Raw genomic sequence first — 19,117 nt, 5'->3', positions numbered from 1 at the left:
GCAAAAATTCACACTTGAACGATCACGGCTGGCATATTCTTCACACGGCCCGCAGCGATGGATTACGACGACGGTCCCCGGTGCGGCGCCGCTATTTTTTTGCGACGATACACAATCCTAGATTGTATTTCAAAACACTTCCCCAACGCCTCGCGGGGCGTTGCACCATGGAGACAGAGAGATGCCCTTCTCGCGCCTGCTCGCCAGCGCCGCGATCGCGCTGATCGCGGCCAGCCCGGTGTTTTCCGCCCGGGCGACCAGCCTCAAATTCCCGATCGAAGCTCCGCTGGAGAAACCGCACAATCCCGCAACCAAGCGCGGCCCCGCCGGCTGGGCTAACCTTCCGGACGGCGCCACCGACCAGGACGGATCGCTCGATGAAATCCGCGACGTGCTGGGACAGGGATACAATAGCCTGTCGCGCCAAAAGGTCAGCGACTGCGTGACCGGCTGGATCAGTGCGCAAGCGCCGACCGGCTTCAGTCCGACCTACTACCTCAATCTCATCAAGAGCTCCGAGCAACTCAAAGACGAGATGAGCGCCGAGGCTTCGGTCTCGGGATCGATTGCGGGCTGGACCGCAAAAGCCAGCGCCAAATACACGTCCGAGCACGAGAGCAACAGCAACCATGAGTTCCTGCTGGTGAAAGTCAAGTCGGTGTCGTCGCGGAAGATTCTGCTGCACCAGGCGAAGGTGACCACGCCGGTGGCCACGGCGCTGGCGGATGAAACCCTGAGCCCGGAGGCCGTGAAGGCCGCGCAGGCCAAGTTCTTCCAGGGCTGCGGCGACAGCTATGTCAGCGGGGCCGAGATCGGTGGAGAATTCGTCGCGCTCCTGACCTATACGGCGAAGGACGAGACCGACAAATCGTCGTTCGAGGCCGCGTTCTCCGCAAGCGGCATGGGCTTCTCGGCCGACGCCGATTTCTCCAAGAAGGCGTCCGCTTTCCGCAGCCAGATGGGTCTTGCCATGGAGTCGACCCAGGTCGGCGGCAGCGGCGGGCCGACCGCCAACACGGTGGACGCGATCATGGAATACTCGCTGAAATTCAACAGCACCCTGAAGCCGGACAATGCCGCCCTGATCGGATTCCAGACCGACAAATACAGCAAGCTCGGCATCACCACCGCGGACTATGATGACCTCAAGGCGCAGGTCGACAGCCTGCGCACCGCGCAAGGGCAGCGGGATCAGTACATCCACCTGATCGACGGCCGCCAGCCCACGCTCACACACTACGGAATCGGCGACGTCCACAGTGCCGATCGCCAGCGCCTCGCAAGCGAGTTCGATCAAGGCAACGCGCTGCTCGCGACCTGCGCCAAGACGCCGGCGTCCTGCAGGATTCCAACATCGCTGTCACAGTTTGTTGCACCAGCTGTGTACGACGTTCTGACCAACGATGTGGGCGTCTTCGGCAATCAGGCCGGCTGGAACGTCGATCACCCCAAGCGCCATTTGGCGGTCTCCGGCATCTACTGCTTCGGAGGAGACAGCTGCTTCGTCAACGGCATCTCGAAGGACGATCCCAATGTCTGGGTCGCGGTCCAGATCGACGACGGTCCTGTGCAACGCTACCTCGGGCCGATCGCGCTGCCCGACCCGAAAGACGGAAAGATCGTGCGGGTCATCGTCAAGGCCATCGATACCAACTACTCCGACAACAGCGGTTCGCTGACTGCGGTCCTCTACTGATCTCGTCATGAAAGCCGCGCCTGCGCTCCGGCCGCCGCCGGCCGGAGCGCCAGCCGGCGGTACCGTTCATTGTCATCGCAAAGGAGATCGCTCGTGTCCAAGGACCGACAGCTTTCAGCCGCAACACCTCGTCATGTATTGGTGCGAGGGAAAACCTTGTGCGCCCATACGTCAATTCCGACCATGCTGCTCCTGCTATCGGCCCTGACCGTGCCACACCATGCACAGGCGGCGTGCGGCTGCACGGGCATCACCGTCAGCCACACCGACGGCCAGACGATGAGCATCTGTTCGAATGCGGATATCAATGTCACGGATCCGGATAACGGCTTCCCTGAATGCAAGAAGATCCCCGGTCCGAACCATCAATGTGGAAAATACAGCTTTCGCTACGACTGCCCGATCGGGGTGAACTCCGTCTCAAACCAACCCAAGATCATGCAACGAACGGGATTCCTAGTCGATGCGCAACTGACGGGTACTCCGAGCCAATGCAAGAGCGGGCACGCCCTGCAGCTTACGATCACGGGCGACCAGGTGAGCCGTCCTAAGGTCCATGGTACCCCTGACCACGACGTGTCAATCGGCGGGGTGAATGCAGCGATCGTCCATGACCAGCGTCGCCTCGTTCCCGAGCTCGGAGAAACGTCAGGCAAGCAGGATCTGTTCGGCGCCGACAGCTACACCGATCCAAAAGCCACCGATTCTCTGATCCAGCAAGACGCCGGCAGCACCAAATGGTGGGACAACACCGATCAACGCAAAGACGATCACACCGAGCACGCGACCTGGGCCTATCGATACCTGTCCTACATCATAGGAACCGACAGCAACGACTCTTGCGCCTGCGTCTACGACATCAAGGTCGATTGGCAGCCCCACAGCAAGGGTGCCAAGACCACGTGGGCCAAGGACAACAAGAAGAGCAGCCACTGCACGGTGACACCCTGAGCCAGGCCGCGTTCGCACGTCGGACACACAATGACTCCGGCGCACCGTGCGCGGCGGCGAAGAAGCTCAATCCATCATCGAAGGAAGATCGCCATGCATCATCTCACGCGAAGGAATATCGTGATCGGGTCCGCCGCCGTTGGCGCCAGCCTGGTGTCGGGTTACGCCCGGGCGGAGCAGCTGTCGGCGGACCAGTTTATCGGATTGGTGAAGGCCTGGCGGGCCAGCAAGACACGCGAACTCAATACCTGCTGGACCACAAAAGGCGGATGGGAGGGTTGGGCGCAGTGCGATCTTGCGATCATGCTGCTGTTTCAGAACAGCACCTATGAAGTCGAACGCGAGATGACGTCGGTCTACGCCGGCAGGGATCGTCCGGACTTCGTCATCAACAACAGCAAGTCCGGTCACCAGCGAATCATTGTGGAGCTCAAATGCGAGTCGTTCAACAACATCGATAACTTCGTGAAGGGCCTCAACGACGACGTCGCGCAACTGGCGCAAAAAAACCTCGTCGGCGATTACAAGAACGCGACCCGGCTTTCGCTGGGGCTGTTCACCACGCCCGCAAAGCTGCCGGACTACACGATCTACCCTGGGTCCTCCACAAGGGGGGAGACCAAGCAAAACTCGACCGTGCAGGACTTCTACATGTGCTGGAGGTTCGCCACCGCATAGCAGCCGGCCGGGCGATGAGCTTGTGGACGTGAGGCCGCGCGTTCCGAACCATGCCGCGATGCTCGCCGACACGCCTCACGCGAACCCCAGTCCGATCCGCCGCTCCTTCTTCCAGATCACCTGGCACGCGTGCCGCTGGCCGTCGACGGTGAGGACGAAGCTGTCGGGATACCACAGCGGCGAGTTGACTTCGATGCAGGCACCCTGAGGCGAGAGGTTTCGCACCGTGCAGGGGATCGCTTCATTGCCGAACTCGATCGCGCCCGACTTGAGCACGCGGCGACGGGAGCCGGCACGCCGCTGGTCGGTCGGCATTGGCTGCTGCGTGTTGGCTGATGCGGGCCTGGGATGGTCGTCGGCCATGAACCGGTCGGGTTAGGGACACAAACTGGCGGCCAGCATACGACGCAATACTAACGGGGACCTTAAAATACTTCCCATCGGATTGGTATGCCAGCGCGCCGCCCGCGACCTGGGCCAGCACGTGCGGTATCACGATGCCCGCATCACCTCATCGTGTTTTCCGGCTGTGGCCGGGTTCACATGCCGCGATCGCGGCATGGTGTAGCCTTGCTGCATTGGAAATTCCGGCCGCAGATTTCGCGGCCGTCGCATTTTGAAATCAATTTTGGTCGGAGATCGGCGATGGTGATTGCTGACAGCAATCGGATTGCGAACAGCAATCGGATAGCAAATTGCGATCGGATTGCAGGCGACAAGGCGCGCGATCATGGCGCCTCCCCTCTCGAGCACGGCGACGACGCGGCTCATTGCAGCAATGGGCTCAACGTACAGAAATTCCGTGACGCAACGCCCGACGAGCGCGCGATCTACCGGCGATGGATTCGCGGCGCGATCATGCTGTACGGATTGCTGGCGCTTGCGGCCGGAGCGGTGGTCTGGATGAACGGCGGCAGCGTCGGGCAGACGCAGCTCACGAGCCTGTCTAGCACGAGCACCGTGAAACCAGGCCCGGCAGAATAGCAGCCGACGATTCGTAACCAGTGCGCTGCATCATTGTTGTCATGCCGCAATTGGAGCATGACGATGCCGAACGACCATCCAACCGCGCAGCGCGCGACCGACCAACGCGATCAGCGCAAGGACCGCCCCTCGCCGCCCCAGGGCGCGCCATACAATGGGCCGCCTCTTCACGGCGGACTCGAACAGCTCCGCGACAGTCACACCTGAAAAGCGACAGCGAAAAGAAAAATGGCCGGGACAGGTCCCGGCCATTTGCTTGCGTCGGACCGAGGCTCACTCGGACTTGTCGATGTTCCAGAAGATCGGCGTCGCCGGGCCGTCGAGGACACCAGTCAGCGATTTCCGCCAGGCGCTCGGCCCCTGATACTGCCCGAGGGGGATGTAGATGACCTGGTCGTAGGCTTCCTTCTGGATCTCGGCCGCGATTTTCTTCTGTTCATCGAGCGACGGCGCACGAACGAAGGCATCCTTCAGCTGTTCGATCTTGGCATCCTCGGCCCAGCCGAACCAACCGCCATTCTTGCCCTGGCCGCCAATCGAGAGGTTGGCGATCGGGTTGGAGACGTCGGCGCTCACCCAGTTGGTGAAGAACATGTTCCAGCCGCCGTCTTTCGGCGGCTTCTGGCTGGCACGACGGGTCACGACGGTCTGCCAATCGGTCGCCTGCAGGTCGACCTTGAAGCCGGCGTCGCGCAGCTGCTGGGCGACAACAATCGGCTGCGCCTTGAGCGTGGTGACGTCGCCGGGCGCCATGATGACGATCGGCGTACCATCATAGCCCGACTCGGCAAGCGCCTTCTTGGCCGCCGCCATGTCGCCCCCCTTCAACACCGTCTCGCCGCCGACCTCGGTCGCGAAAGGCGTGTCGCAGATGAAGAAGGCAACGCAGGTCTTGTAGTATTTGGGATTGCCAACCAGCGCGTCGAGCACCTGTTTCTGGTTGACCGCCAGCAGCGCCGCCCGGCGGACCTTGACGTTGTCGAACGGCGGATAGAGGAAGTTCATGCGGCCCAGCGTCTGGAATCCGGCCTTGTTCAGCGTCTCGATCTTGAGGTCCTTGTCGGCTTCGAGGACCGACAACGTGTCGAGCGACGGATTCTCCAGGAAATCGATATCGCCGGATTGCAGCGCATTCAGCGCGGTCTGGGCGTCCGCCATCGTGACCCACTCGACGCGATCGACCTTCACCACCTTGCCGCCCGCGGTCCAGCTTGCCGGCTCCTTGCGCGGCACGTAATCCTTGTTCTTGACATAGACCGCCTTCACGCCCGGCTGGAATTCAGCTTGCACGAACTTGAACGGGCCGGAGCCGATCTGCTCCGGAATCGGCTTGTCCGGCGGCGTTTCGGCCAACCGCTTCGGCATCATGAAGGCGACGCGCGACGACGGCTTGCCGATCGACTCCAGGACCAGGCTGTAGGGCTCCTTCAGCTTCAGCGTGATGGTCTTCGCGTCGGTGGCTTCGATGCTCGCAGTGAAGTCCATCAGCTTCTGGCCCATGCCGTCGACCTTGGCCCAGCGCTTCAGCGAAGCGACGCAATCTTCAGCGGTGACGGGCGCGCCGTCATGCCACTTCAGGCCGTCGCGCAGCGTGAACGTGTAAGTGAGCTTGTCGTCGGACACCTTCCAGTCCGCCATCTGCGGCTGGATCTTGAAGTTGGAGTCGGTCGCCACCAGCGTGTCGTAGACCATGTAGCCGTGGTCTCGCGTGATGTAGGCCGTGGTCAGGATCGGATCGATGACGCGCAGATCCGAATGCATCACCGCGGTGATGGTCTTGTCCGCGGCGATGGCCTGCGCTGCGAACGACAATACCTGCGGAGCGAACGACAACGCGAGCGCCGTCAACGCAGCCGCTAGCGTGCGGTGCTTCCAACGCGAGATAGGGAACATGCAATCTCTCCTGACGTGTAACTGGTCAAAGCCGGCTTATTCGTTATGCATGCGGTTCGTTATTTAGGCGAACTAACATGCTGTATGGCTTGTGAAATCGAGACTTGCATCAAGCGCAATGCGCGTCAATCGGTTTCGGGCGGGATCGAACGTATACGAATGAATGAACGACACGTTCGGCGCATTTGACTTTACAAAATCGTCGCCCGAGCTTTTCGTATGCTACGCGAACACGTACCGGCGCAAACAAGACAACAAGCGAGAAAAGACATGAACCCCGCCAATCTTCCTTTTGATTCCGAAGCGATGCTGCAGGGCCTGCGCGGCTGGGTGGAATGCGAGAGCCCGACATGGGATGCGGCCGCGGTCGAGCGCATGCTCGACCTCGCCGCACGCGAGATGGCGGTCATGGGTGCGACGATCGAACGCATCGCCGGACGCCAGGGCTTTGCCGGCTGCGTCCGCGCCCGTTTCCCCCATCCGAAACAAGGCCAGCCCGGCATCCTGATATCAGGCCATCTGGACACCGTGCACCCGGTCGGCACCATCGAGAAGCTGACGTGGCGGCGCGAAGGCAACAAGTGCTTCGGGCCCGGCATCTTCGACATGAAGGGCGGCAACTATCTGTCGATCGAGGCGATCAGGCAATTGGCGCGCGCCTCCTTTACGACGCCGCTGCCGATCACCGTGCTGTTCACGCCCGATGAAGAGGTCGGCACGCCCTCGACGCGCGACATCATCGAAGCGGAAGCCGCGCGCAACAAATACGTGCTGGTGCCGGAGCCCGGCCGGCCGAACAACGGCGTCGTCACCGGCCGCTATGCGATCGCGCGCTTCAATCTGGAAGCAACCGGCAAGCCGAGCCATGCCGGCGCGACGCTGTCCTCCGGCCGTTCCGCGATCCGCGAAATGGCCCGGCAGATCATTGCCATCGACGGCATGACCACCGAAGACTGCACCTTCTCGGTCGGCATCGTGCATGGCGGCCAATGGGTCAATTGCGTCGCAACCACCTGCACCGGCGAAGCGCTCAGCATGGCCAAGCGCCAGGCCGATCTCGACCGCGGCGTCGAGCGGATGCTGGCACTGTCGGGTACCGCCAACGACGTGACATTCAAGGTGACGCGCGGCGTCACCCGCCCGGTGTGGGAGCCGGATGCCGGCACCATGGCGCTCTATGAAAAGGCAAAAGGCCTCGCGGCGGCGATGGGCCTTGATCTGCCGCACGGCAGCGCCGGCGGCGGATCGGACGGCAACTTCACCGGTGCGATGGGCATCCCCACGCTCGATGGCCTCGGCGTTCGCGGCGCCGATGCGCATACGCTCAACGAACATATCGAAGTCAACAGCCTCGCCGAGCGCGGCCGCCTGATGGCGGCGCTGCTGGCGACGCTGGACTGACATCGATTTGCACTGCACAACACGTTGGCACTGCCGGGTCGAAATTTAGCCTTGTCCATTTTTGAGGCTTCGCCTACGGTCCGGCCGTCCAACGCGACGATGCGGGAGAGATCGAAGCGACAACATTCGTGTTGTTGGCTTCGGCGCCGACGGAGCAACCGCCCCGGAAACTCTCAGGCAAAAGGACTGTATCGTCAGGACGATCTGGAGAGAGACGGACACGGCCGCACATCAAGGGCCGTGACGTCCACCGAAGGGGATAGTCCGCTTTTGGGCCCAGGCCCGATGCGGATCAAGCTCTCAGGTACCGTGACAGATGGGGCGCCGATGCCGGTTTCACCGGCGGTTCGGCGACTCTAACCCACGGGAGCCTGAAGACCATCATGCCTCACATTGCGATCATTGGCGCCGGCATCACCGGCGTGACGACGGCCTATGCCCTGCTCGAACGCGGCTATCGGGTGACTGTGCTCGACCGGCATCGCTACGCCGCGATGGAGACCTCGTTCGCCAACGGCGGACAGCTTTCCGCCAGCAACGCGGAGGTGTGGAACAGCGCGGCAACCATCCTCAAGGGGCTGCGCTGGATGCTCAGGAGCGATGCGCCGCTGCTGATGAATCCGAAGCCGAGCTGGCACAAATATTCCTGGATCGGCGAGTTCGTCGGCCACATCGGCCGCTATCGCAGCAACACCATCGAGACCACGCGGCTCGCAATCGAAGCGCGCAAGCATCTGTTCTCGATCGCACAGCGCGAGAATATCGCCTTCGATCTCGAACGCCGCGGCATCCTGCACGTCTATCACGACAAGGCCGGTTTCGATGCCGGCCTGCGTGTCAACACGCTGCTCCAGCAAGGCGGGCTCGACCGCCGTCCGGTGACCCCGGACGAAATCCGCAGCATCGAACCCGCGCTGCAGACCGCCTGCTATGGCGGGTTCTTCACGCCGTCGGACGCGACCGGCGATATCCATAAGTTCACCCGCGGGCTCGCCGACGCCTGCGTCCGCCGCGGCGCGAGCTTCGTCCATGAGGCTGATGTCGATACGATCGCGCGCGGCGATGAGGGCTTCCGCATCGGCTGGAACGACGCAGCTTCGCATGATGCCGGAGTCGCGACGCGACATGAGTTGCAGGCGGATGGCATCGTGATTTGCGCCGGCGTGGCGAGCCGCCATTTCGCCGGCCTGCTCAACGATCGCGTCAACGTCTATCCGGTGAAGGGTTATTCGATCACGGTGCAGCTCGATGCTCCGCAAAGCCGGGACGCCGCGCCGACCGTCAGCCTGCTCGACGAAGCCGCGAAGATCGTCACCAGCCGGCTTGGCGCCGACCGCTTCCGCGTCGCCGGCACGGCCGAGTTCAACGGCTTCAACCGCGACATTCGCGCCGACCGCATCCAGCCGCTGGTGGACTGGGTGCGACAGCATTTCCCCGGGATCGATACGTCGAAAGTCGTGCCCTGGGCGGGCCTGCGCCCGATGATGCCGAACATGATGCCGGTGGTTCGCGCCGGACGGATTCCGGGCGTGTTCTACAATACGGGCCATGGTCATCTCGGCTGGACGCTGTCAGCTGCGACGGCGCAGATGGTCGCAGGGGCGATCGACGATTGGCGCGACCTCGATGCGCCACCGATGGCGCCGTCGCAGGTCGATGCGATCGAGACCGCCCGCGCAGCTTTCCCCTAATTATCCGGTCGAAGAGGAAGAATATGAGCGTACTTGCGTGTGGCCAAGTCGGAATTCGCTGAGAAACGCCGCGTGACAGGGACTAGCGTCACAATGGGGAAAAGCGCTTCAGCGCGGGAGGGGACAATGCGCATTGGGGTAGCGGGCACGCATGACATTGCGGTCCGGCGCGGGATTCCGGACGGCACGTGTGCCGGCGGCGATCTCTTCGGCGGACCGATACGTAACCTCGCCACCGGCACGCGCACCAACTCGATGCGCGACCTTTCCGAAACGGTCAACGCTCAGGCTCACGCACAAGGCTCCATGAGAGGCGAGACATGACAACCGAGACGTTGACCAAGCCGGATCAGATTGCCGCAGAGCTGTCCGCGGCCGTCGATCGAAACTTCGACGATCAGATCGCGTTCCTGTCGCGCATGGTGCAGTTCCGCAGCCTGCGCGGACAGGAAGCGCCACAGCAACTCTGGCTGGCCGAGCAATTCGCGAAGCGCCGCTACGACGTCGATGTGTTCAGCCTTGCGGACGTCAACCTGATGAGCCATCCGAAGGCTGCGCCAATGGACGGCATCGATCTTGCCGGATCGCAGCAGGTTGTTGCGACGATGAACAGCAAAGGCAGCGGACGCAGCCTGATCTTGCAAGGTCATATCGACGTGGTGCCGGAGGGGCCTGCTGACCTTTGGGACCAACCGCCGTTCTCGGGCGCCGTGCGCGACGGCTGGATGTTCGGGCGTGGGGCGCAAGACATGAAGGCCGGTGTCTCGGCAATGATCTTCGCGCTCGATGCGATCGGCGACGCCGGATATGCCCCGGGCGGGCGCGTCCATCTGCAGACCGTGACCGAGGAAGAGAGCACCGGCAACGGCGCACTCTCGACCTTGATGCGCGGCTATCGCGCCGATGCCTGCCTCATTCCCGAGCCGACCGGACACACCCTCACGCGCGCCCAGGTCGGCGCCGTCTGGTTTCGCCTGCGCGTCCGCGGCACGCCGGTGCATGTCGCCTATTCCGAGGCCGGTACGAGCGCCATCCTGTCGGCGATGCATCTGGTGCGCGCGTTTCAGGACTACACCAAGGCGCTCAATGCCCGGGCACTCGACAACGGCTGGTTCCGCAGTGTCAAGAATCCGATCAAGTTCAATGTCGGGATCATCAAAGGCGGCGATTGGGCCAGTTCGACCGCGGCCTGGTGCGAGCTGGATTGCCGGCTCGGTCTCCTGCCCGGCGAAACACCGCAGCAAGCGATGCGTGGCATCGAGGAATGCCTGGCCGAAGCGCACAAGGCCGACGACTTCCTGGCCGACAATCCGGCCGAGCTCGTGTGGAGTGGTTTTCAGGCAGACCCAGCGGTGTGCGAGCCCGGCAGCGAAGCGGAGGCAGCGCTGTCTGCCGCCCATCACTCCGTCTTCCAGGCTCCAATGCAGGAGCGGCTGTCTACGGCCGTCAACGACACCCGTTACTATTGCGTCGACTATGGCATCCCTGCACTTTGCTACGGTCCTTACGGTATCGGCCCACATGCGTTCAACGAACGTGTCGAGCTCGACAGCCTTCGCAAGACAACGCAGAGCATCGCACTGTTCGTAGCCAACTGGTGCGGCATGATGCGAGCGTGAATGGACTTGTCGTTTCAGTTCGGTGGTGCATGGCGACATCTGCAATTCGAAATAGCAGATTCAGACCAAGGGAGCTTCCAACGGTTTGAACCCCGCCTTGATATGACGTCGCCATTGGCACAGTATTTGCCTGTAAATTCATCACTTTCGCGCTAGCTTTGAGACAAGACGCAGAAGCGCATGAGACACATCACGGGGACACCATGAGTATGATGCGGCCCAGCCTTCGCTTCGCACCATCTGACGGCAGGAGATAGCAACGATGCTCGGCTATCTCCTCCGACGCATCCTCGCCGCCGTTCCCGTGATGGGCGTGGTGGCCCTGTTCGTGTTCCTGTTGCTGCGGTTGACGCCGGGTGACCCCGCCGCAATCCTCGCCGGCGACAATGCGACGCCGGAACAGCTCGAGCGCATCCGCACCTCGCTTGGTCTCAACGAGCCGATCTACATCCAGTTCTACACCTGGGTCGCCAAACTGCTGCACGGCGACCTCGGCGTCTCCCTGATCTCGAACAAGCCGATCCTCGAAATGATCGGCCCGCGCCTCGAGCCTTCGATTTCGGTCGCGCTGGCCACCCTCATCCTCTCGATCCTGGTGGCGGTGCCCCTCGGCGTGATCGCGGCGTGGAAGCACGGCACCTGGATCGACCGCTTCGTGATGGGGCTTTCGGTGCTCGGCTTCTCGGTGCCGGTGTTCGTGATCGGCTATGTGCTGATCCAGGTGTTTGCGATCGATCTGCGCTGGGTGCCGGTGCAGGGCTACAAGAGCATCATGTCGGCCTGCGCGACAGCGCCACCGAAATCGCTCAGTACGCTGGAGGTCGCCGCCTGTCTGAGGGACAGCTTCGGTCCGTTCTTCCAGCGCCTCATCCTGCCGACCTGCACGCTCTCCTTCATCTATGTCGCGCTGATCGCGCGCATGACGCGAGCCTCGATGCTCGATGTGCTGGGTGAGGATTACGTGCGCACGGCACGCGCCAAGGGCATCGGCGAGACCGGCGTGCTGCTGCGCCACGCGCTGCGCAACGCCGCGGTTCCGGTCGTCACCGTGATCGGTTCCGGTTTCGCGCTGCTGATCTCGGGCGTCGTCGTCACCGAGAGCGTGTTCAACCTGCCCGGCATCGGCCGCCTCACCGTCGATGCGGTGCTGGCGCGCGACTATCCGGTGATCCAGGCCATGATCCTCCTGACGTCGGGTATCTATGTCGCGGTCAATCTCTTGATCGACCTCGCCTACACCCTGCTCGATCCTCGTATCCGGTACTGAGCAATGGCGATCGAAACCCTCCCCGAATCCTCCATTCCCGTCACCCGGCCGTTCCGCGTCAAGCTCGGCTTCCTGACATCAACGCCGATCATCGCGGCTGCGACGATCTGCCTCTCCCTCGTCATCCTGATGGCGATCTTCGCGCCGCTGCTCGCGCCGCACGATCCGCTGCTGCTGACGCCGTCGCAACGGCTGAAGCCGTCAAGCGCGCAATTTTTGCTCGGTACCGACGCCTATGGACGCGACCTGCTGTCGCGCGTCGTCTATGGCGCACGGATCTCGCTGTTGATCGGGCTCGGCGCCGCCGTCTGCTCCATCGCCATCGGCCTGCTGATCGGCCTGGTCGCCGGCTTCTTCCGCTGGGTCGATGCGGTGATGATGCGCGTGATGGACGGCTTGATGGCGATCCCCGCCATCCTGCTCGCGATCGCCGTCGTTTCGCTGTCGGGCGCCAGCATCTGGACCGTGATGATCGCAATCACGATCCCCGAGATCCCGCGCGTGGCGCGGCTGGTGCGCTCGGTGGTGCTGACCGCGCGCGAGGAGCCCTATGTCGAGGCCGCGATCTCGCTCGGCTCGAGCCTGCCGAAAATCATGTGGCGGCACTTGATGCCGAACACCATCGCGCCGCTGATCGTGCAAGGCACCTATGTCTGCGCATCCGCGATCCTGACCGAGGCGATCCTGTCGTTCCTCGGCGCCGGCATTTCGCCGGAAACGCCGACCTGGGGCAACATCATGGCCGAGGGCCGCGCCTACTTCCAGGTCAAGCCGTCGCTGATCTTCTGGCCGGGGCTGCTGCTCTCGATCGCCATTCTCAGCGTCAACCTGATCGGCGACGCCGCGCGCGACGCGCTCGATCCCCGTATGAAGCAGCGTGAGGGCAAGTGACCGCAACCAACTCTTCCAACGTCGTCCTCGACATCAACAATCTCGTCGTCGGCCTCGGCCGCAAGGCTGAAGCGCATCGCATCATCGACGACCTCTCGCTGCAGGTGCACGAGGGCGAGACGCTGTGCCTCGTCGGCGAAAGCGGCTCCGGCAAGTCGGTTACCTCCCTCACCGTGATGGGCCTGTTGCAGAAGGGCACGCTGGTGCCGTCTGGCGGCAGCGCCAAACTGGTCGGCGAGGAACTGCTGACCGCCAGCGACCGCCGGCTGCGTCAGCTCCGCGCCACGCGGATGGCGATGATCTTCCAGGAGCCGATGACCGCGCTCAATCCGGTGATGCCGGTCGGCCGCCAGATCGACGAGGTGCTGCGCGCCCATACCGATCTCGACTCCCGTGCCCGGCGTCAGAAGATCCTGGCGATGATGGAGCATGTGCGGCTGCCGGATGTGGAGCGCATCTTCTCCTCCTACCCGCACCGCCTGTCGGGCGGACAGCGCCAGCGCATCATGATCGCGATGGCGCTGGTGCTTGAACCCAAATTGCTGATCGCGGACGAGCCGACCACCGCGCTCGACGTCACCACCCAGAAGCAGATCCTCGCCCTGATCCGCGACCTGCAGCGCGATCACGGCACCGCCGTTCTGTTCATCACCCACGACATGGGCGTGGTGGCTGAGATCGCCGATCGCGTCGCCGTGATGCGACATGGCCGGCTGGTCGAAACCGGTCCGCTGCAGGACGTGCTGCGCAATCCGACAATGGAGTACACCCGCAACCTGCTGTCCGCGGTGCCGAGCCTCGTGCCGCGCGCGCCACGCCCGCAGACGAGGGAGCCGGTGGTGCTGGAGGCCAACGAGCTCAGCAAGGTCTACCGGGAGCGGTCGCTCTACGGCAAAGCCCGCGAGGTCGCCGCCGCCAGCAACGTCACGCTCACTCTGCGCAAAGGCCGCACGCTCGGCATCGTCGGCGAAAGCGGTTCCGGCAAATCGACGGTGGCGCGCTGCATCGTCCGGCTGATCGATCCGACCTCGGGCGGGGTGCGCCTCGCCGGCCGCGAGATCTCCGACCTGTCGCGCCGGCTGTTGCAGCCGCACCGGCAGAAGATCCAGATCATCTTCCAGGACCCCTACCGCTCGCTCAATCCGCGCGTCACCGTCGGCGAGAGCATCGCGGAGGGCCCGATCAATTACGGCATGCCGCGCAAGGACGCGCTGGCGCGGGCCCGCGAGCTGCTCGAGCTCGTCCACCTGCCGCCCGACGCGATCTCGCGCTATCCGCACCAGTTCTCCGGCGGCCAGCGCCAGCGCATTGCGATCGCACGCGCGCTGGCGCTCGATCCCGACGTGCTGGTGGCTGACGAGGCTGTGTCCGCGCTCGACGTCTCGGTGCAGGCGCAGGTTCTGAATCTGCTTGACGAAATCCAGACGCGGCTGGGCATCGCGCTGCTCTTCATCACGCATGATTTGCGGGTCGCCGCGCAAATCTGCGACGACGTCGCCGTGATGCAGCGTGGCCGTGTCGTGGAACAGGGACCGGCGGCGGAGGTGCTGACCAATCCGCAGCAGGCCTATACCCGTGCGCTGCTCGACGCAGCACCCGGGCGCGGCTGGGACTTCGCCAACTTCCGCCCAGTTTCGGAAGGCATTGTGGCGACAGCCTAGGTCTTTGGCCGTAAGCCTTTACGCCCACAGGGCATGCAAATCCGGCAGTGCTCCCCGGCTTGCGCTTGGCGCGACGACACGCTTAACGTCGCGCGCTGGAGCATGGCCCGGAAGGTGGACACCGGTCTTCCCGAAAGATCACGCTCCAACCAACGAGACGAGATCATGACGCGCGCCGTTCTGATCGCATCATGATCGAAGAAACGTATCGAGACCAACTTGATGACCCGCATTGCCGTTGGCGGCTTCCTGCACGAGACCAACACCTTCGCACCGACGAAGGCAACGTATGACGACTTCGTGCATGGCGGCGGTTGGCCGTCGATGACGCATGGCACCGAGGTACTCAAGGTCATGCGCAAGATCAATGCCGGCCTCGCCGGGTTTGTCGAGGCCGCGGAGGCCAATGGCTGGGAGCTGGTCCCGACGATTGCAGCCGGCGCAACCCCGTCGGCGCATGTGACGAGGGATGCCTTCGAGCGGATCGTCAAGGACATGGTCGACGGCATTGCCGCGGCCGGGCCGATCGACGGAGTCTATCTCGATCTGCACGGCGCGATGGTGACCGAGCACCACGACGACGGCGAAGGTGAGATCCTTGCCCGGGTACGCAAGGCAATCGGCAGGGACATTCCGCTGGTCGCGAGCCTTGATCTGCATGCGAACGTCTCGCCCGAGATGATCGAACATGCCGACGCGCTGATCGCCTACCGAACCTATCCGCATGTTGACATGGCTGGCACCGGCCGCGCCTGCGCCCGGCATTTGGCCTTGTTGCTCAAATCCAAGCAGCGTCTCGCAAAGGCGTTCCGGCAGCTGCCGTTCCTGATCCCGATCAGTTGGCAGTGCACCAACGACCAGCCGGCCAAAGGCATCTATCAGAAGCTTGCGGCGCTCGAGAGCGACGCGGTTCCGACACTTTCGTTTGCGTTCGGCTTCCCGGCCGCCGATATCAGGGACTGCGGCCCGAGCGTGTTCGCCTATGGCCGGAGCCAAGCCGATGCCGACGCCGCTGCCGACCGCATTGTCACACTTGTCGAAAGCCACGAAGACGATTTTGACGGCCGAATCTATTCGCCCGACGAGGGCGTGCTGCTTGCGATGGAACTGGCGGCATCGGCGGCGAGGCCGATCGTGATCGCCGACACCCAGGACAATCCCGGCGCCGGCGGCAATTCCGATACCACAGGCATGCTGCGGGCGTTGGTCCGCAACAAAGCGAGCGCCGCCACCGGCGTGATCTGCGACCCGCAGTCGGCGAAGGCGGCGCATGCGGCCGGTGTCGGCGCAACCGTCACGCTCGATCTCGGCGGCAAATCGGGCATTCCGGGCGACGCACCATACAGAGAGACCTTCGTCGTCGAAAAGCTCTCGGACGGCAAGTTCATCGCGCCAGGCCCCTTCTACGGTGGTCGTGACATGGACATGGGACCATCCGCTTGCCTACGCATCGGCAACGTCCGCGTCGTCGTCGGCTCCTACAAGGCCCAGCTTGCGGACCAGGCGATGTACCGCTATGTCGGCATCGAACCGACGGCGCAGAAGATCCTGGTCAACAAGAGTTCGGTGCATTTCCGCGCCGATTTCGAGCCTATTGCCGAAAAGCTCTTGATCTGCGCCGCGCCTGGGCCGATGCCGGCCGATCCCGCCACGCTGCCGTGGAAACATTTGCGCCCCGGCATCCGTATCAAGCCGAACGGCCCCGCTTTCACACCCGCCTCCCCATCACGCACAAACGGATAGAGAGACCATGCCGACCATTGAGCGCATCGACAGTTTTGCCGACGAACTCACCGCCATCAGACGGGATCTGCATGCGCATCCCGAGATCGGCTTCGAGGAGGTCCGCACATCAGGCATCGTCGCCGACAAGCTCACGAGCTGGGGCATTGAGGTGCATCGCGGCCTCGGCGGCACCGGCGTGGTCGGCGTGCTCAAGGGCAAGGGCAGCGGCACCAGGAAGATCGGCCTGCGCGCCGACATGGACGCGCTGCCGATGGAGGAGAACACCAATCTGAAGTGGCGCTCCACCATTCCCGGCCGCTTCCACGGCTGCGGCCATGACGGCCACACCACGATGCTGCTCGGCTCGGCGCGCTATCTCGCCGAGACCCGCAATTTCGACGGCACGGTGCATTTCATCTTCCAGCCGGCCGAGGAAGGCCTCGGCGGCGCCCGCGCCATGATCAAGGACGGCCTGTTCAAGCAGTTCCCCTGCGACGAGGTCTACGGCCTGCACAACGCGCCCGACCTCAACCATGGCGAGATCGCGATCCTGCCGGGACCTGCAATGGCCGCAGCCGACTTCTTCGACATCAGGATCCAGGGCTACGGCGCGCATGGCGCGATGCCGGAGCGCTCCAAGGACGCGGTCGTGATCGCAATGACGCTCGGACAAGCGTTGCAGTCGATCGTCAGCCGCAACGTCGATCCGCTGCAGGCTGCGGTGCTGTCGATCACGCAGATCCATTCCGGGTCGGCGTACAACGTCATTCCCGGCGAAGCCTGGATGTGCGGCACGGTGCGCTGCTTCTCCGACGAGATCCGTGCGCTGATCCGCAAGCGCATGCGCGAAATCTGCGCCGGCTTTGCGGCGGCATATGACGCCGAAATCTCGGTCGAGATCCGCGACGGCTTCAGCGTACTGGTGAACCAGGAAGAGCAGTCCCGCGTGGTCGAGGAAGTCGCGCGCACCGTGGTCGATCCGGCCAAGGTGATCACCCGCTCGACGCCGAAGATGGGCAGCGAGGATTTCGCCGACATGATGCAGGCCATTCCCGGCGCGTATTTCTGGGTCGGCCATGACGGTTCAGTGCCCGTGCACAATCCCGGTTACGTTCTCGACGACAAGATCCTGCCGATCGGCGCCAGCATGTTCGCCCGCATCATCGAGAAACGCATGCCGGCAGGTGCGCATGCATAAACCGAAACAGGACGCGATCACATCGCTGCATGATCTGTCGGCCGTCGACCTGCTCGCCGGCTATCGTGCCAAGCAGTTCTCGCCATCCGAGGTGCTGGAGGACATCATCTCCCAGGTCGCGACCTGGGAGCCGCACATCAAGGCGCTGTACCTGTACGACCCTGACGGGGCGCGGAAGGTCGCCAAGACCGCGACCGAGCGCTGGCAGCAGAGCGAGCCGGCCGGCACGCTCGATGGCGTTCCCGTCACCATCAAGGACAATGTCGCGACCAAGGGACAGCCGGTGCCGCTGGGCACGGCAAGCGTCAAGCTTGCGCCGGCGGAAAAGGATGCGCCGCCTGCCGCCCGGCTGCGCGAAGCCGGCTGCGTGATCTTCTCCAAGACCACGATGCCGGATTACGGCATGCTGTCGTCGGGACTGTCGTCATTCCATCCCCTCACCCGCAATCCCTGGGATGTCAGCAAGAACCCCGGCGGCTCGAGCGCGGGCGCGGGCGCGGCCGGTGCTGCCGGCTACGGCCCGCTGCATCTCGGCACCGATATCGGCGGCTCGGTGCGGCTGCCGGCCAGCTGGTGCGGCCTCGTCGCCCTGAAGCCGAGCCTCGGCCGCGTGCCGATCGATCCGCCCTATGTCGGCCGCGTGGCGGGTCCGATGACCCGCACCGTCGATGACGCTGCGCTGATGATGAGCGTGCTGTCGCGCCCCGACCGCCGCGACGGCATGAGCCTGCCGGCACTCGAGGTGAACTGGAAGGCGCTGGAGAAGTCGCCGCGCAAGCTGCGCATCGGGCTGATGCTCGATGCCGGATCCGGCCAGAAGGTCGAGAAGGAGGTTCGCGAGGTCGTCGTCAAGGCGGCGAAGGCGTTCGAGTCCGCCGGCGCCGTCATCACCGAGATCGACGGCATCCTGACCCCGGAGATGCTCGCGGGGCTCGACAATTTCTGGCGGGCGCGGACCTGGGACGAGCTATCGAAATTGTCGCAGGCCGATCGCGGCAAGACCCTGCCCTACATCCTCAACTGGGCCGAGGCGGGCGCAAAGCTCTCCGGCGTCGATGTGGTGCGTGGTTTCAACATGACGATGGCGATCCGAGCGGGTGCCGCAAAGCTGTTCTGCGAGGTCGACTATTTGATCTCGCCGGTGTCGCCGGTCGTGAACTTCCCGGCGGAGTTCGCCGCGCCACTCAACGACCCCGCAAAGCCGTTCGAGCACATCTGCTTTACCGTGTCGTGGAATATGTCGGAGAATCCCGCGCTGTCGATCAACGGCGGCTACGACAAGAAGGGCTTTCCGATCGGCGTCCAGATCATCGGCCGCCGCTTCGACGACGTCGGCGTGCTCGGCATGGGCAAGGCTTTCGAAGCCCTGCGCGGCCCGCAGAAGCCGTGGCCCATGCCGCCGAAGAAGTAGCGCCTCGGCCTTCCAAATTGTCATGCGCGGGCTCGACCCGCGCATCCATCT

16 protein-coding genes and 2 riboswitches are annotated in these 19,117 nt (G+C 63.6%); of the genes, 14 read left to right on the top strand and 2 right to left on the bottom strand.

The window, feature by feature from the left end; genetic code table 11:
• The first annotated feature begins 181 nt into the window (after positions 1 to 181).
• From ABIB78_RS20550 to ABIB78_RS20540, 3 genes are all read left to right on the top strand, one after another.
• Positions 182 to 1,696, top strand: coding sequence for a hypothetical protein (locus ABIB78_RS20550; RefSeq protein ID WP_429027886.1), 1,515 nt, complete (start codon positions 182 to 184; stop codon positions 1,694 to 1,696).
• A 93-nt stretch (positions 1,697 to 1,789) separates the two neighbouring features.
• Entirely contained in the window at positions 1,790 to 2,647 is an 858-nt protein-coding gene (locus ABIB78_RS20545) for a hypothetical protein (RefSeq protein ID WP_429027883.1), read from the top strand.
• Between the two features lie 93 nt (positions 2,648 to 2,740).
• Positions 2,741 to 3,325 (top strand): hypothetical protein, encoded by a 585-nt coding sequence (locus ABIB78_RS20540; protein WP_429027880.1) that lies wholly within the window; start codon positions 2,741 to 2,743, stop codon positions 3,323 to 3,325.
• 75 nt (positions 3,326 to 3,400) lie between these two features.
• On the opposite strand, the gene ABIB78_RS20535 is transcribed toward ABIB78_RS20540, so the two are convergent.
• Positions 3,401 to 3,688 (bottom strand): PilZ domain-containing protein, encoded by a 288-nt coding sequence (locus tag ABIB78_RS20535; RefSeq protein WP_429027877.1) that lies wholly within the window; start codon positions 3,686 to 3,688, stop codon positions 3,401 to 3,403.
• Positions 3,689 to 3,970: 282 nt separating this feature from the next.
• Between ABIB78_RS20535 and ABIB78_RS20530 the strand changes: the two genes are divergently transcribed.
• Complete coding sequence (locus tag ABIB78_RS20530) at positions 3,971 to 4,309, top strand: hypothetical protein (protein ID WP_429027876.1); 339 nt, start codon at positions 3,971 to 3,973, stop codon at positions 4,307 to 4,309.
• A gap of 273 nt (positions 4,310 to 4,582) precedes the next feature.
• On the opposite strand, the gene ABIB78_RS20525 is transcribed toward ABIB78_RS20530, so the two are convergent.
• Complete coding sequence (locus ABIB78_RS20525) at positions 4,583 to 6,202, bottom strand: ABC transporter substrate-binding protein (protein WP_429027873.1); 1,620 nt, start codon at positions 6,200 to 6,202, stop codon at positions 4,583 to 4,585.
• 270 nt (positions 6,203 to 6,472) lie between these two features.
• Between ABIB78_RS20525 and ABIB78_RS20520 the strand changes: the two genes are divergently transcribed.
• From ABIB78_RS20520 to ABIB78_RS20475, 10 genes are all read left to right on the top strand, one after another.
• Positions 6,473 to 7,603, top strand: a complete 1,131-nt coding sequence (locus ABIB78_RS20520) for a M20/M25/M40 family metallo-hydrolase (RefSeq protein WP_429027872.1) — start codon at positions 6,473 to 6,475, stop codon at positions 7,601 to 7,603.
• Positions 7,604 to 7,695: 92 nt separating this feature from the next.
• A riboswitch (glycine riboswitch) is annotated at positions 7,696 to 7,802 on the top strand.
• Positions 7,803 to 7,805: 3 nt separating this feature from the next.
• Positions 7,806 to 7,921: riboswitch (glycine riboswitch) on the top strand.
• Positions 7,922 to 7,986: 65 nt separating this feature from the next.
• A complete protein-coding gene (locus tag ABIB78_RS20515) occupies positions 7,987 to 9,294 on the top strand; it encodes a D-amino acid dehydrogenase (protein WP_429027870.1) in 1,308 nt (435 codons plus the stop codon).
• 126 nt (positions 9,295 to 9,420) lie between these two features.
• A complete protein-coding gene (locus ABIB78_RS20510) occupies positions 9,421 to 9,618 on the top strand; it encodes a hypothetical protein (RefSeq protein ID WP_429027868.1) in 198 nt (65 codons plus the stop codon).
• Positions 9,615 to 10,913 (top strand): ArgE/DapE family deacylase, encoded by a 1,299-nt coding sequence (locus tag ABIB78_RS20505; protein ID WP_429027866.1) that lies wholly within the window; start codon positions 9,615 to 9,617, stop codon positions 10,911 to 10,913. Before ABIB78_RS20510 ends, ABIB78_RS20505 begins: the two co-directional genes overlap by 4 nt.
• Before the next feature lie 262 nt (positions 10,914 to 11,175).
• The gene (locus tag ABIB78_RS20500) at positions 11,176 to 12,180 is read left to right on the top strand and encodes an ABC transporter permease (RefSeq protein WP_429027863.1); all 1,005 of its coding nucleotides are present in this window, start codon (positions 11,176 to 11,178) and stop codon (positions 12,178 to 12,180) included.
• A gap of 3 nt (positions 12,181 to 12,183) precedes the next feature.
• On the top strand, positions 12,184 to 13,071 hold the full coding sequence (locus tag ABIB78_RS20495) for an ABC transporter permease (protein WP_429027861.1): 888 nt from the start codon (positions 12,184 to 12,186) through the stop codon (positions 13,069 to 13,071).
• On the top strand, positions 13,068 to 14,732 hold the full coding sequence (locus ABIB78_RS20490; protein ID WP_429027859.1) for an ABC transporter ATP-binding protein: 1,665 nt from the start codon (positions 13,068 to 13,070) through the stop codon (positions 14,730 to 14,732). Before ABIB78_RS20495 ends, ABIB78_RS20490 begins: the two co-directional genes overlap by 4 nt.
• A gap of 222 nt (positions 14,733 to 14,954) precedes the next feature.
• Complete coding sequence (locus ABIB78_RS20485; protein ID WP_429027857.1) at positions 14,955 to 16,475, top strand: M81 family metallopeptidase; 1,521 nt, start codon at positions 14,955 to 14,957, stop codon at positions 16,473 to 16,475.
• A gap of 7 nt (positions 16,476 to 16,482) precedes the next feature.
• On the top strand, positions 16,483 to 17,655 hold the full coding sequence (locus tag ABIB78_RS20480; protein WP_429027855.1) for a M20 aminoacylase family protein: 1,173 nt from the start codon (positions 16,483 to 16,485) through the stop codon (positions 17,653 to 17,655).
• Positions 17,648 to 19,066, top strand: a complete 1,419-nt coding sequence (locus ABIB78_RS20475) for an amidase (RefSeq protein WP_429027852.1) — start codon at positions 17,648 to 17,650, stop codon at positions 19,064 to 19,066. The genes ABIB78_RS20480 and ABIB78_RS20475 overlap by 8 nt, the downstream gene beginning before the upstream one ends.
• The last annotated feature ends 51 nt before the right edge of the window (positions 19,067 to 19,117 follow it).

Source organism: Bradyrhizobium sp. I1.14.4 (assembly GCF_050435825.1).
Lineage (GTDB): Bacteria > Pseudomonadota > Alphaproteobacteria > Rhizobiales > Xanthobacteraceae > Bradyrhizobium.
Note: the sequence above shows the minus strand (reverse complement) of the source record. Positions and strands in the feature narration are given on the sequence as shown.

Excerpts from the sequence above, each read along its gene's own strand:
- ABIB78_RS20550 (WP_429027886.1), top strand. The coding sequence starts at position 182 with ATGCCCTTCTCGCGCCTGCTCGCCAGCGCCGCGATCGCGCTGATCGCG.
- ABIB78_RS20540 (WP_429027880.1), top strand. The coding sequence starts at position 2,741 with ATGCATCATCTCACGCGAAGGAATATCGTGATCGGGTCCGCCGCCGTT.
- ABIB78_RS20535 (WP_429027877.1), bottom strand. The coding sequence starts at position 3,688 with ATGGCCGACGACCATCCCAGGCCCGCATCAGCCAACACGCAGCAGCCA.
- ABIB78_RS20530 (WP_429027876.1), top strand. The coding sequence starts at position 3,971 with ATGGTGATTGCTGACAGCAATCGGATTGCGAACAGCAATCGGATAGCA.
- ABIB78_RS20525 (WP_429027873.1), bottom strand. The coding sequence starts at position 6,202 with ATGTTCCCTATCTCGCGTTGGAAGCACCGCACGCTAGCGGCTGCGTTG.
- ABIB78_RS20520 (WP_429027872.1), top strand. The coding sequence starts at position 6,473 with ATGAACCCCGCCAATCTTCCTTTTGATTCCGAAGCGATGCTGCAGGGC.
- ABIB78_RS20515 (WP_429027870.1), top strand. The coding sequence starts at position 7,987 with ATGCCTCACATTGCGATCATTGGCGCCGGCATCACCGGCGTGACGACG.
- ABIB78_RS20510 (WP_429027868.1), top strand. The coding sequence starts at position 9,421 with ATGCGCATTGGGGTAGCGGGCACGCATGACATTGCGGTCCGGCGCGGG.
- ABIB78_RS20505 (WP_429027866.1), top strand. The coding sequence starts at position 9,615 with ATGACAACCGAGACGTTGACCAAGCCGGATCAGATTGCCGCAGAGCTG.
- ABIB78_RS20500 (WP_429027863.1), top strand. The coding sequence starts at position 11,176 with ATGCTCGGCTATCTCCTCCGACGCATCCTCGCCGCCGTTCCCGTGATG.
- ABIB78_RS20495 (WP_429027861.1), top strand. The coding sequence starts at position 12,184 with ATGGCGATCGAAACCCTCCCCGAATCCTCCATTCCCGTCACCCGGCCG.
- ABIB78_RS20485 (WP_429027857.1), top strand. The coding sequence starts at position 14,955 with ATGACCCGCATTGCCGTTGGCGGCTTCCTGCACGAGACCAACACCTTC.
- ABIB78_RS20480 (WP_429027855.1), top strand. The coding sequence starts at position 16,483 with ATGCCGACCATTGAGCGCATCGACAGTTTTGCCGACGAACTCACCGCC.
- ABIB78_RS20475 (WP_429027852.1), top strand. The coding sequence starts at position 17,648 with ATGCATAAACCGAAACAGGACGCGATCACATCGCTGCATGATCTGTCG.